Source organism: Microlunatus sp. M237, assembly GCF_056896895.1.
Window position 1 is genome coordinate 1 of record NZ_JBXHBL010000004.1, and the last position, 12,896, is coordinate 12,896.

Consider the following 12,896-nt stretch of genomic DNA (forward strand, 5'->3'; position numbering starts at 1 on the left):
TGTACTCGGTCATGACGTTGGTGACAGTCGGCTGGTCGGCGGCAGGCCGTCGAGTGCGGTGTGTCGGCGTTGAGTGTTGTAGAACTCGAGCCAGGGTGCAAGGGCTGTGGTGCGGTCGGTGTTGGTGAGGAACACCTGCCGGTAGGCCCATTCGACCTGCAGGGTGCGGTTGAACCGTTCCGCCTTGCCGTTCTGCCACGGGCAGTGGGGTTTGATGAACAGGTGGCGGGCGCCGAGCTGGGCGACGACTTCTCGAAGTGACCAGCGGTAGGCCCACGCGTTGTCGGTCATCAGCCGTTCAATGGTGGGGATGCCGTGGTCGGCGAAGTAGGCGGCGGCGCGGAGCAGGAACGCGGCGCAGGTGGGGCCTTTCTCGTCGGTCAGGATCTCGGAGTAGGCGAGCCGGGAGTGGTCGTCGATCAGGGAGTGGACGTAGTCGTAGCCGATCCGCGCCCGCTTCTGCGCTGAGGTCTGGCCGTGCTGGCGGCCGTGGGCTTTCCAGCCGCCACCGTGGGGGATCTTGCCGATCTTCTTGACGTCCATGTGGACCAGCTCCCCGGGCCGGTCGCGTTCGTAGCGGACTGCGGTCGCCTTGGAGGTACGGATCACCTGACCGGTGAGCGGGTCGCACTCGACCAGCCGCGGCACCTGGTGGCGGCGCAGGATCCGCGCCACCGTCCGCGCTGGCACCCCGGTCTCGGGCCCCAGCCAGTCCTGCCCCCGGCGTTCGTCGTGACGCAGCTGCAGCACCCGCTTCTCCACCACAGCCGGAGTCCGGGTCGGGCTGTGAAGCGGCCGCGACGACCGGTCAGCCAAACCAGCCTCACCGAAGGAGCGGTAGCGCGCTACCCAGCGGTGCGCGCACTGACGAGAGATGCCCATCGCCTTCGCGGCATGGGCGACCGGCCACTGCTGGTGACAGACCCGCTGCACCAACAACAGCCGGCCGTGAACAGTCAGACGGGCATTACGGTGGGACATGAGGACCTCCGGACGGTAGAAGACTTCGACATCTCCACCGCACCCGGAGGTCCTCGCTACGTCAACCACCCGACCGAAGTGTCACCAACCTCTTGGCCGAGTACAACTAGAGCGCCTTGCGCTGCGCGACCAGCGGGCACAGGAACGGGTCGCTTCCCTTCAGCCCGACGGTGTTGAGATAGCGCACCACGATGCCGTACGACTGCAGCAAGGTGGTCTGGGTGTACGGCACGCCCATCGCTTCGCAGTGTGCCTTCGCCATGGGCTGGACGCGCCGCAGGTGCGGGCGGGCCATGGACGGGAAGAGGTGATGCTCGATCTGGTAGTTGAGCCCGCCCATCAGCACCGACATCACTCGGCCGCCGCTGATGTTGCGGCTCATCAGCACCTGACGCCGCAAGAAGTCGAGCTTCAGGCGAGCCGGAACCAGCGGCATCCCGATGTGGTTCGGGGCGAACGAGCCGCCCATATAGAGACCGAACACAGCCAGCTGCACGGCCAAGAAGACCACGGCCTTGCCCGGGGACAGCACCAAGAAGACGACGGTGACCAGACCGCCGAGTCGCAGCGTCAAGAAGGTGAGCTCGACCCAGCGACGCTTCACAGTGCCGCGACCGAGAACCCGTTTCAGGCCGTCGACGTGCAGGGACAGGCCTTCGAGCAGGAGAATGGGGAAGAAGTACCACCCCTGGCGGGCCACCAGCCACCGCAGCACCCGGTTCTGGTGCCGGTTCGCGCGTGCCGGCGTGAAGGCGATGGCGTCCAGGTCGATGTCAGGGTCGGCACCCTCTTGGTTCGGAGCGGCATGGTGGCGGGTGTGCTTGCTCTGCCACCAGCCATAGCTCAGACCGACGAACAGGTTCGCCAGGATCAGGCTGGCCCAGTCGTTCCACTTGCCCGACTTGAAGATCTGCCGGTGGGCGGCGTCGTGGCCCAAGAAGGCGGTCTGGGTGAGCAGTACCGACAACACGGCTGCGCTGCCGAGCTGCCACCAGCTGTCGCCGACATAGACGAAGCCGACGGTCCAGGCGGCCAGCAGGACCGCCGCTCCGACCAGCTTGGACCAGTAGTAGCCGTACCGACGGCGCATCAGGCCCGCGTCCTGGACGGCGCGCGCCAAGGAGGTGAAGTCGCTCGTCGCGCGCTCGGCGGGGGAGCGACGGGCGCCGGCTGGCGGCGTGCCGACGGGCGTGGGGGATGGGGTCAGGGAGTCGATAGACACGGGAGTAGACCGATCTGGGCTCGTGCACGGACAATGTCGGGTGCAGGCCTTGCAACAAAGCGACACGGGGCGACGGTGTGGCCACGTGTCTGCTGGAGATCTACGGCGTCAGTATACACCGTAAACTCGACCACGACCGGCGACACACTGGGCCGGTTGTGCCTTGCTGCGGCTGCGTTTACCTTGGTCAAAGGTGGGCTCGCCTTCGGGGCGGAGAGCCGGCTGTTCGCCGTCAGTCCAAGTGCCCCTGTCGGGGCGTGCTGACCCCTCGATGGGCGGGAGGCCCCGGTATGTCGACGTCGGATGACATCGTCGTTGCCTCGTTGGAGCTCGAGCGTCGGTTGCCCCCGGGCGACCTCGAACAGACGCTGCACAACATCGTCCGCGCCGCCGTGGAGGTCCTCCCCGGCATCGACTTCGCGAGCATCGGGTTGCGGCGCGCTGACCAGACGATGGACACCTACACCGCAACCGACCCCCGGTTGGTCGAGCTGGACCTGCAGGAGTACGCGCTGCGCGAGGGCCCCTGCTATGACGCCGCCACCAGTGAGTTCTTCGCCGTGTCGTCGGATCTGGGGAGTGACTCCCGCTATCCCCGCTACGGACCGATCGCCGTCGCGGCGGATATCCGTTCGCAGGCGGGGATCCGCCTGTTCGAGAGTCGGAGCACGATCGGCGCACTCACCGTGTTCGGCCGCGGCGTGGGATCGATCGACCAGATCGAAGGGCTCACCCGCTTGTTCAGCTCCCATGCGGCGACGGCGCTGGCGTACAGCGTCGAGATCACCAACCTGAGAGTGGCCGTCGCCAACCGATCCCGGATCGGCCAAGGCGTCGGCATCGTGATGGAGCGGTATCAGCTTCCCGAGGACCAGGCCTTCGCGTTCCTCACCCGGCTCTCGCAGAACCGCAACGTGAAGCTGCGCCGGATCGCCGATGAGATGATCGCGACCGTGTCGGGAGCGCCGGTTCCCGGCGCCGCTGATCGGCCCCCGCTGGTCGGAGTCGACCGCTTCGGGCACAAAGACTCGAACAGGTAGCCGTCGGTGCTGACCCGTCGTGGAGCCCGACGGGTCAGGCCTGGGGTCCTCCGTCATCGGCCACCACCCTCGTCGATGTCGTCCTCCACCGGGGCGTCGCTGTCCCCGGCCGTACGACGGCGTGCGTCGGTGGTCATCGTGGTCGACCGGATCGCGGCGGACGTCGAATCTGCATGGTGCCTCGCTGGGGAGGGGAGCGTACGCCGGGTGGCGACATGGTCGTATACCCCGAATCGGCGCACAGGCAACGGTTGATCCCGTTGGGTGCGGTTTCTGGTCCGCTCGGCGCCGCACGGATACGATCTATCGCGGCGGTCTGAGGACGCCACCGGTCCGCGGGAAGGGCAGCGCCCACCTCATCACAGCGCCCAGTGATTCGTACGACACCTCTCTCCACCCGAGCCGCGGACATCGGGACCACCACGAGGAGGTCGTCATGGATGTCGCGCAACTGCGCAAACAAGCCAAAGAGCTGGTCAAGGCCGCCCGCGCGGGCGACCCGCGGGCACAAGAGCGGCTGGCCGGCCGGGAGCCGATCCTCGCGCGGGCCTAGCTCGTCGTCGCGCGGGAGCAGGGGTACGCCAGCTGGCCGGCGCTGGTCCTGGCCGCCCAGGCCAGCGTGGAGAGCTTCCTGCTGGCCGCCACCCATGGCCGCCGCAACCATGCCGAAGCCCTGCTGGCCGCTCGGCCCGAGATCGCCGCGGATCCCTGGGTGGCGCTGACCTTGGGTCGGACCTGGACCGGGGACCCTGGCGAGCCGGGCGGCCCGCTGCACCGCCCACCGCTGTGCTATCTCACCTTCTCGGTGTTCGCCGATCTCGACCTCGCCCGGAACCTCCTGGCCCGTGGCGCGGACCCGAACGCGACGTTCAGCTCCGAGTACGGCGATCTCTCCGCTCTCTACGGTGCGGCCGGGGTGCGGCATGATCCCGCGCTGACGCGGCTGCTGCTGGACGCCGGGGCGAATCCCGATGACGGCGAGTCGATCTATCACGCGATGGCCGCCGAGGATCCCAGCTGTCTGCGGCTGCTTCTCGACCACGGCGCCCACCCCGGCGGCACCAACGGCATCGCGGCCGCGCTCGACCACGACCGGACGGAGCACGTGCGGCTGATGCTGGCCCACGGCGCCGACCCGAACGAGAGCGCCTGGGTGGCGCACGCGGTCCGCCGCGGCTGCAGTGTCGTCACGGTCGAGGTGCTGCTGGACGCCGGTGCCGACATCGATCGCCCCGGTGGGGAGGGCTGGCGGGAGGCAGCGCCGCTGCGAAGCCCGTACGCGCACGCGGCGCTGCGCAACCGGGAGGACCTGATGGCTGTCCTTGCCGACCGGGGAGCTGACACCACGGTGTCCAGCCAGGACCGCCTCGTCGCAGCAGCGGCCCGAGGTGAGCGTGCCCCAACCCCCGTAGGGCTCGATGGCGACCAGCTCGACGTCGACCAGCAGGAGGTGCTGATCCGGGCTGCGCTGGGCGGGCAGCTGCAGGCCATCGTTGCCGCCCGGGGTGTGGGGTTCGCCGGCGTGATCGGCGGCTCGCCGGTCGGGACTCTGCTGCATCACGCCTGCTGGCTGGGCGATGCGGACGCTGTCGCCCGGCTGCTGGAACTCGGCGCTGACCCGCTCGCGGCGAGTGACGCCGAGTTCTCCACGCCGCTGGCGTGGGCGGTGCTGGCCACTGCGGACCTGCCGGACGTTGACCCGATGGACGCTGACCCGATGGACGCACCGGGTCACGACCACGTGGTGGTGGCCGAGCTGCTGTTTCGAGCGGGGGCGGCCATCGAGCCGCGGTTCGCCGACGTCGCCCGCGGGTCGTTGGCGGCGTGGGTGGCGGAGCGTCTGCCCGACTGACGAGCACCGCGCTGCGGGGTGAGCCGTCCGGGCCCGGGTTTTCGCGTTGTCTCAGCGGGTAATCGGTCGGTGAACGCACCGAAGGCTCCGACGGTTCCTGGCCCACCCTGGTTGCCAGGTGTGACCGACGGGTCGAAACCTGGAAGGAAGGAACCGATGAGCCTCGGGCAACGATTCACAGAGGCTGTGCGCACCGCCGGACCAGTCGACCCGGCAGGGCTGCCACACGTCCTCTTGCAGGCCTGCGTACAGACCATCCCGGCCGACGGTGCCGGGCTGAGCATGATGGACGAGCTGCGGGTCCCGCTCGGCGCGAGTGACGAGACGGCGGCCCAGGTCGAGCAGATACAGATGACGCTCGGGCAGGGTCCGTGTCTGTGGGCCATCGACGCCGTTGACGCGGCGGTGTTCGACCTGACCGCCATGGAGCAGCGATGGCCGCAGTTCCACCGGCAACTGGTGTCGCGGACGCCCTATCGCACCATCGGCGCCATCCCCTTGATGCCGTCCCGGAAGTCGCCGATGATCGGTGCGCTCAACCTGTACGGGATCGATCCGCAGATGTTCACCGAGGCACTGCTCGAGCGGGTCATTGCCGAGGTCGTCCCCCAGCTGGAGGAGCTGCTCTTCGGATCGCCATTCGTGGCGGGCCCCGACGGGATGGACCTGCCGGCCTGGCTCACCACTGCACCGGTCGAGCGGCGGATGGAGGTGTGGTCCGCCGTCGGATCGCTGGTGACCGCCGGCCTCGGCAGCGAGGATGCACTCGACCTGCTGCGGGCGTACGCCTTCTCCCACGACCTCACCCTGGACCAGGTGGCTGCGCGGATGGCGTCGGGGGCGCTCGAGCTCGACGAGTGCCTTCAGGAGCTGGCGCCGGGCACGGACAGGCCACGGTTGGACTCGGGCGATGAGTGCCCCCGCCCGACGTAAGCGCCGACATCGCTGAGCCGCAGGCGGACGGGCGACGATGGCGAGCTGTCGCTCGGCGGGTGGAACCTGTGCGGCTCTCGATCACGCGCAGCACCCGGCGATGGACCTCCGGCCGGCCATCCCCCGGTGCGCAACTGCGTGGTTGAAGCGCCGCCTCCAGGGTATGTTCTGACCCCCGGGTCGAGCAGACGGCCCGGGCCCACCGGGCGCCGAGGATGTCGCTGCTCCTCCCCACCGCCCGTGCGGCACTGACGACTGTCGACGCACTCAGTTCCAAGGAAACCCCATGACTGACCGATCTTCTGCCGCTGCCGTCCCGACGCTGCAGGAAGCCCACCTCGACGCCATCGCCGACGTGGTCGAGATCCCGAGCTACGACCGTGCGCTGTTGACCCCCTCGGTCGTCCACATCGGCGTGGGTGGCTTCCACCGCGCCCACCAGGCCGTGTACTTCGACGAGCTGGCCAGCCGGGGAAGCTGCCGAGACTGGGGCCTGGTCGGCGTCGGGCTCCGGAGTCCGGAGATGGGCCAGGTCCTCGGCGACCAGGACCACCTGTTCACCGTGATCACCCGCGACGCCGACGCTGACCGGGCGCGGGTGGTGGGTGTGATGACGGACTATCTGTTCGCACCTGCGGACCCTGCAGCGGTGGTGGCGCGACTGGCCGCCGAAGAGACGCGGTTGGTCACCCTCACCATCACCGGTGGCGGCTATCCCGGCGAGGACGGGGTCGACCCCGAGGACCCCGACGTCCGCGCTGACCTGGCGGATCCGGCCCGACCTCGGACCGCATTCGGCTTCCTGGTTGCGGGGCTGCGCCGCCGGCGTGAGGCGGGGCTGCCGCCGTTCACGGTGCTCTCCTGCGACAACGTCGCGGGCAACGGCGAGGTGACCCGTAGGGCGGTGGTGTCGATGGCACGACTGCAAGACGAGACGCTGGCGACGTGGATCGAGCAGAACGGCGCCTTCCCGAGCAGCATGGTCGACCGGATCACACCGGAGACGACGCCCGAGGTGGCCCGTGCTCTTGCCGAGGAGTACGGAGTGGAGGACCGCTGGCCGGTGATCACCGAGCCGTTCAGCCAGTGGATCGTTGAGGACTCGTTCTGCAACGGCCGCCCGCCCCTGGACGAGGTCGGCGTTCAGTTCGTCGAGGACGTGCTGCCGTATGAGGTGATGAAGGCGCGGTTGCTCAACGGCGCGCACTGCGCGCTGGGCTACCTCGGCCGGCTGGCGGGGTTCCAGACCAGCGACGAAGCCCTCGCCGACCCGCGGCTGCGGACCTTCCTGGCCGGCTTCCTGGCCGAGGCCGCCGCCCTGCTTCCACCGGTGCCGGGGGTCGACCTCACGACCTATTGCGAGACGCTGCTGGAGCGGTTCTCCAATCCCCGGGTGGGTGACCAGCTGAGTCGGCTGTGCCGACGCGGTTCGACCAAGATGCCGTCCTACGTCCTCCCCTCGCTGCAGGCCGCCTGCGACCAGGGCGCCCCACGTGCGCACGTGACGATGGCTGTGGCAGCCTGGCTGCGATACCTGCGCGGTGAGGACTACGCCGGGGCGGCCATCGAGATCGAGGATGCGCGCATCGACGAGCTGCAGGAGTTGGCCGCCCGAGCGGAGCAGGACATGAGTGCGGCACTCGCGGAGGCTGACTTCTTCGGCGCACTGGCCTCGGCCGACGGGCTGACTGACGAGCTGCAGCACGCGCTGGAGCTGTTGACCCATGGACCCCTGGAGGCCGCCAGCATGATCAGCGCAATTCGGATCGCACCCTCGGTCTCTGATCGGGCGGCCGTGGAGCCCGCCGCATGAGCGCCCCCGACCCGGCGGGGCAGTGGGCCTCAGCCGCGGACCCCGACGGGGTCGTCGCCGGTCGGCTGGCCGCGGTCCGGGTAGTGCTGTGTGACGCCGACGGCAACCTGTTCGGCTCTGAGGAGCCAGCGTTCGTCGCCTCCGCCGACGTGACCAACGACCTGCTGGCCGCGTACGGGGTGACCCGGACCTACGCGGCCGAGGAGCTGCGACTGGCCACGACCGGCCTCAACTTTCGCTCCACCGCGGTGGCCCTGGCGCTGGCCGAGGGCATCCCGCTGGAGCCCGGGTTGGTCGCCGAGGACGATCCGCGGTGGGTGGCGCCCGACCCCCGCAGGCCGGTGCTGACCGCGGCCGCCCTGGAGGAGTGGGTGGCGACCGAGAAGCGCGCTGTCATCGCGTATCTGCAGACGGTGCTCGAACCCGATCCGGAGGTGCTGGAACCGCTGACCGAGATCGCCACCCGCTACGGCGTCGCGGCCGTCAGCTCCAGTGCGGATGACCGGATCGCCGCCTGTTTCGAGGTGACCGGTCTGCAGCACTTCTTCCCGGCCGAGCGCCGGTTCAGTGCCGAGGACTCGCTGCCGACGCCGACCAGCAAGCCGGACCCCGCGATCTATCTGTTCGCCGGCGAGCGCCTGGGGCTGGCTCCGGACGAGGGACTGGCCGTGGAGGACTCCATCCCCGGCGCGACGTCGGCGGTGGCGGCCGGCTTTGCGACGATCGGGAACCTCCAGTTCGTCGCGCCGGACGAGCAGGCGGAGCGGCGGGCCGCGCTGGAACAGATCGGGGTGGTCGCCGTGGTGAGCTCCTGGCGAGAGATTGCTGACCTGTTACGCGGATAGCTCGGGCGGCGATCGGGCGCAGCACAGGGTGGTACGGACGTACCACTGCGGCTAGAGTGGTACATCCGTACTACTTGGAGGTTGTGATGGCCTGGTTGTTCATCGTTCTCGCGGGTCTGCTGGAGACGGCGTTCGCCGTCTCGCTGAAGGCGAGCGACGGGTTCTCCCGGCTCGCGCCGACGATCACCTTCGCGGTCTGCGCGATCGGCAGCTTCGCGTTGCTGAGCACCGGGCTGCGTACTCTTCCGGTCGGTCCGGCTTACGCCGTCTGGACGGGCATCGGGGCGGCCGGGACCGCGATCGTGGGGATGATCTTCCTGGGTGAGTCGGTGCAGGTGCTCAAGCTGGTGTCCATCGTGTTGATCATCGCCGGCGTGGTCGGGCTGCAGCTCACCAGCGGCGGGTCGCACTGATGCCGGGCCACCGCTCCGACCCGGTCGCATCCTCCAGCCGCGGCCACCGCAAGCAGCAGCTGCTGGTCGACGCAGCAGCCGACGTGTTGCTGACCGAGGGCCTGGCCGGCATCAGCCACCGTCGCGTGGCCCAGCAGGCGGGGGTGCCGCTGGCGGCGACGACTTACTACTTCGCCTCGCTGGACGAGCTCCGCGAGCTGGCGCTGCGCCGAGTGACGCAAACCTGGCTGACCGCTGCCGGTGCCGCGGCTGCGGCGGCCACCGCCGACCAGCCGGTGGCGGGTCACCTGGTGGAGGCTCTGCTGCGAGTGGCTCTTGCCACCCCGGCCAGCCGTGACCGCACCGCAGACGACGACGTGCTGGCGCTCTACGACCGCTACGTCGAGGCTGGCCGCCATCCCGCGCTGCAACCGGTGGTGGCCGACTACAACAGGCGGGTGGAAGGGCTGCTCGCCGACGTCTTGGCCCATTACGACGTACCGGATGCTGCTGCGGTCCTGCCGCTGGTGCTGGCTGTGGTGGACGGGTCCGCTGCCCGTGCCCTGGCGGAAGGACGAGAGCCGTGGCCGGCTGCGGCTGCCGGTCTCGCCGCCCTGGTGGGCTGATGACCGGTCCTGATCGACGCTGGCGTGCACCTACAGTGGCCCAGTGACGACCCCCGCAGCTTTCGCCGCTCTCGCCGACGAGCGATTCGTCGCCCTCACCACCTTCCGCAGGTCCGGTGAGCCCGTCTCAACCGCCGTCTGGATCGCCGGTGACGGCGATGACCTGATCGTCATCACGCCGAAGGACAGCGGCAAGGTGAAGCGCCTGCGCAACAACGCGGCGGTTGAGCTTCGCCCGTGTGACCGCAGCGGCGAGGTCGCCGCCGACGCGGACGTCGTCGCCGGGCGGGCGGAGATCGTCGCCGACGACCGGCGCACCAACGGGCTGTCCGACCCGTTCGCAGCCAAGTACGGGCTGGAGTACAAGGTGGTGATGCTGATCGGGCGCCTCACCAGATCGCGCCATCAGGAACGGGTGGTGCTCCGCATCCGCCCGAGCTAGGTGGCGCTGCGGCTAGCCGATCCCCACCTCGCGAGCCATGATGGCCGCCTGCACCCGCGAGGACGCGCCCAGCTTGGACAGCACCCGGGAGACGTGGGTCTTCGCCGTCGCCAGGGAGATGCCGAGCTCGCGGGCCAACTGGTGGTTGCTGAGTCCACGGCCGAGCGAGGACAACACCTCCAGCTCGCGCTCGGTGAGGCTGCCCAGCCAGGGCGGCTGCTCCGGTGGGGCGGACGGGGCCGCGGCGGCGAAGGCGTCGAGCAGCCGCCGGGTCACCTCGGGCGCGAGCACCCCCTCGCCGTGGGCCACCCGGCGTACGCCGTCGATCAGCGTCCCCGCGCCGGCAGTCTTCAGCAGGAATCCGGCGGCACCCGCCCGCAGTGCCTCGAACACGTATTCGTCGAGATCGAAGGTGGTCAAGATCAGGACTTGGGCGTAGCCGCCACCGGTGACCTGTCGCGTCGCGGCGAGGCCGTCGAGCCCCGGCATCCGGACGTCCATCAGCACGACATCCGGGCGGAGCGCGCGCGCCTGGGACACCGCGGTCGTGCCGTTGTTCGCTTCACCGACCACGCGGATGTCGTCTGCGGACTCCAGCAGCAGCCGCAGCCCCGACCGGATCACGCCATGGTCATCGGCGATGACGACGGTGACCGTCATGCCCCCACCGCCAGAGGAAGTCGTGCCTCGACGACCCAACGAAGCTCGTCGGCGTCCTGCCAGCCGGCCCGGAAGCAGCCGCCCAGAGCCTCTGCTCGCTCCCGCATCGACAGCAGTCCGCTGCCGTTGCCCGACCTCGTCGCCGATCCAGCGGTTCGCGGGTTCTCGACCCGCAGCTGCAGTGCATCGTCTCGCCGGGTCACGCTGAGGGTGACGTCCGCCCGCGGGGCGTGGGCCGCGACGTTGGTCAGGGCCTCCTGGATGATCCGGTACGCCGCCTGGTCCACCGCCGCGGGCAGCGACGGGTCGAGCTGCGGGCTGCCGTCCAGCCGAACGGTCAGGCCGCGGGCCTGGGCGTGGTCCACCAACTCGGCCAGCTCCGCGAGGCGAGCCGGGGAGCTGGGTGATTCCTCACCCGAGCGCAGCAGGTGGATCATCGACCGCATCTCCTCCAGCGACTGCACGCTGGCGCCGCGGATGGCGTCCAGGCTTCGCCGGACGGCACCGGCCGTCTCCTCCCGCTCCAGTGCCGCCTCGGCATGGATGGCGATGGCCGACAGGTTGCCGGCCAGGGCGTCGTGCAGGTCCCGAGCCATCCTGGCCCGCTCCTCACGGACCACCGCCGCCTCCCGCAGGGCGGCCAGCCGGTGCAGATCCTCCGCACGGGCCGACGCCAGGTCGGCGAGCTCGCGCTGCTGGCGTACGGAGGTTCCCCACCACAGCGGTGTGCCGATGATCGCGAACGCCTGCAGCAGCCCCAGCATGGCGTACCTTGCGTTGCCCAAGACCGCGAAGGTGACGACGGCCGCACCGGTGACCAGGACGGCTGCGGCATAGGTCAACCGTCGCAGCGTGCGGGCTGTGGCATACATGGCCGCGTTGTAGATCAGGTCGATGAAGGCCAGGGTGACCCCGATGCTGCCACCGAGGGCGATATCTGCGGCAAGCAGGACCGCGCCGCCCAGCAGCGCGGCCATCGGGCGGTGGCGCTTCGTCAGCATGACGGCGCAGATCGCGACCAGCGGCACGGCGTGCCACCACGGCGAGAGGCCGCGCACTGCCGACCAGCCCGGCGCCCAGCCGCCGACCAGATCCACGGCGATCAGCACCAACCCGATCAGCAGCGTGCCGACAGCCTCGAGCATCACCTGTCCGCGACCCGACGCCTGTCCCCGCGAACGCCAGGAGCGCGACAGAGTGGCCACGGCACCATCTCAGCACAGCCGCACGCCGCTGGGATCAGCCGAAGGATGTATGTCCCGCGCGGCCGTACGCCTAAGGACCAATGGCGGGCGGGAACCACCTTCGCCATCGTGAAGTCATGACCATGGCCCTCTTCGGCACTTTGGTGGTGCTCGCGCTCATCGACTCGACGAGTGTGGGGACGTTGCTGCTGCCGATCTGGCTGATGCTGTCGCCGGGACGGCTCAAGCCCAGCCGCGTCCTGATCTTCCTCGCAACGGTGGCGACGTTCTATTTCGCCGTCGGCCTGCTGCTGAACGCCGGGGCCATGACCCTGGTGACCGGCGACCTGCTCGATAGCGCTGCCGGCACCCGGGTCCAGGCTGCGCTCGGCGCGACCCTGCTCATCGCGAGCTTCTTCGTCGGCCGCCGGCGCGAGGATGCGCAGGGCAACCCGCGACCGGGCAGGCTATCGCGCTGGCGCGACCGCGCGATGGGCGTCGATGGCGGTGGCGTGGGCGGGTTGGTCGGTGTCGCCCTCGCCGCCGCGGCGATCGAGGTCGCCAGCATGCTGCCGTATCTCGCCGCCATCGGCGTGCTCAGCACCTCCGGCCTCGGTCTGGGCGGGCGCAGCGGCGTGCTGGCCGGCTATTGCGTGGTGATGGTGCTGCCCGCGCTCGCGCTGCTCGTGCTCCGCCTGGTCGCCCGGCATCGGATCGAGCCCGTTCTGCAGCGGGTCGCACGCTGGATGGAGAAGACCGGCGGCGAGACCACGGCATGGATCGTCGGCATCGTCGGGTTCTTGATCCTGCGCGACGCGCTCGTCCGGATCCCCGAGTTCCTCTCGATCATTGCCCGCATCGACGCCCTCCAGTGACGTTCAGTAGGAGCGGTCGCGGCGTGGGCCC

Annotated in this window: 13 protein-coding genes; 9 read left to right on the plus strand and 4 right to left on the minus strand. The window is 69.8% G+C overall.

Annotated features, from left to right (window positions below):
* Nucleotides 1–9: 9 nt before the first annotated feature.
* Both AC1XX3_RS15810 and AC1XX3_RS15815 read right to left on the minus strand, forming a co-directional pair.
* Entirely contained in the window at nt 10–981 is a 972-nt protein-coding gene (locus tag AC1XX3_RS15810; protein WP_483319022.1) for an IS481 family transposase, read from the minus strand.
* A 106-nt stretch (nt 982–1,087) separates the two neighbouring features.
* Nucleotides 1,088–2,203: a fatty acid desaturase family protein gene (locus AC1XX3_RS15815; RefSeq protein ID WP_483322129.1), complete on the minus strand. Its 1,116-nt coding sequence runs from the start codon at nt 2,201–2,203 to the stop codon at nt 1,088–1,090.
* A 290-nt stretch (nt 2,204–2,493) separates the two neighbouring features.
* On the opposite strand from AC1XX3_RS15815, the gene AC1XX3_RS15820 reads away from it, so the two are divergent.
* The 8 genes from AC1XX3_RS15820 to AC1XX3_RS15855 all read left to right on the plus strand — a co-directional run bounded on the left by AC1XX3_RS15820 (nt 2,494) and on the right by AC1XX3_RS15855 (nt 10,146).
* On the plus strand, nt 2,494–3,243 hold the full coding sequence (locus AC1XX3_RS15820) for a GAF and ANTAR domain-containing protein (protein WP_483322130.1): 750 nt from the start codon (nt 2,494–2,496) through the stop codon (nt 3,241–3,243).
* Nucleotides 3,244–3,862: 619 nt separating this feature from the next.
* A complete protein-coding gene (locus AC1XX3_RS15825) occupies nt 3,863–5,095 on the plus strand; it encodes an ankyrin repeat domain-containing protein (protein ID WP_483322131.1) in 1,233 nt (410 codons plus the stop codon).
* Nucleotides 5,096–5,251: 156 nt separating this feature from the next.
* Nucleotides 5,252–6,028, plus strand: coding sequence for a GAF domain-containing protein (locus AC1XX3_RS15830; protein WP_483322133.1), 777 nt, complete (start codon nt 5,252–5,254; stop codon nt 6,026–6,028).
* A 286-nt stretch (nt 6,029–6,314) separates the two neighbouring features.
* Nucleotides 6,315–7,841 carry a mannitol dehydrogenase family protein gene (locus AC1XX3_RS15835; RefSeq protein WP_483322134.1) on the plus strand — a complete coding sequence of 509 codons (1,527 nt, stop codon included), beginning with the start codon at nt 6,315–6,317 and terminating at the stop codon, nt 7,839–7,841.
* Nucleotides 7,838–8,686: an HAD family hydrolase gene (locus tag AC1XX3_RS15840; protein WP_483322135.1), complete on the plus strand. Its 849-nt coding sequence runs from the start codon at nt 7,838–7,840 to the stop codon at nt 8,684–8,686. The genes AC1XX3_RS15835 and AC1XX3_RS15840 overlap by 4 nt, the downstream gene beginning before the upstream one ends.
* 86 nt (nt 8,687–8,772) lie before the next feature.
* Nucleotides 8,773–9,099 carry a DMT family transporter gene (locus tag AC1XX3_RS15845; protein ID WP_483322136.1) on the plus strand — a complete coding sequence of 109 codons (327 nt, stop codon included), beginning with the start codon at nt 8,773–8,775 and terminating at the stop codon, nt 9,097–9,099.
* Nucleotides 9,099–9,704: a TetR/AcrR family transcriptional regulator gene (locus AC1XX3_RS15850; RefSeq protein WP_483322137.1), complete on the plus strand. Its 606-nt coding sequence runs from the start codon at nt 9,099–9,101 to the stop codon at nt 9,702–9,704. The genes AC1XX3_RS15845 and AC1XX3_RS15850 overlap by 1 nt, the downstream gene beginning before the upstream one ends.
* A 43-nt stretch (nt 9,705–9,747) precedes the next feature.
* Nucleotides 9,748–10,146, plus strand: coding sequence for a PPOX class F420-dependent oxidoreductase (locus tag AC1XX3_RS15855; RefSeq protein ID WP_483322138.1), 399 nt, complete (start codon nt 9,748–9,750; stop codon nt 10,144–10,146).
* A gap of 12 nt (nt 10,147–10,158) precedes the next feature.
* Here the strand turns inward: AC1XX3_RS15855 and AC1XX3_RS15860 are convergent, their stop codons facing one another.
* Nucleotides 10,159–10,806: a response regulator transcription factor gene (locus AC1XX3_RS15860; RefSeq protein WP_483322139.1), complete on the minus strand. Its 648-nt coding sequence runs from the start codon at nt 10,804–10,806 to the stop codon at nt 10,159–10,161.
* Complete coding sequence (locus AC1XX3_RS15865) at nt 10,803–12,011, minus strand: sensor histidine kinase (RefSeq protein ID WP_483322140.1); 1,209 nt, start codon at nt 12,009–12,011, stop codon at nt 10,803–10,805. The genes AC1XX3_RS15860 and AC1XX3_RS15865 overlap by 4 nt, the downstream gene beginning before the upstream one ends.
* A gap of 116 nt (nt 12,012–12,127) precedes the next feature.
* On the opposite strand from AC1XX3_RS15865, the gene AC1XX3_RS15870 reads away from it, so the two are divergent.
* Nucleotides 12,128–12,865: a GAP family protein gene (locus AC1XX3_RS15870; RefSeq protein ID WP_483322141.1), complete on the plus strand. Its 738-nt coding sequence runs from the start codon at nt 12,128–12,130 to the stop codon at nt 12,863–12,865.
* Nucleotides 12,866–12,896 lie beyond the last annotated feature (31 nt).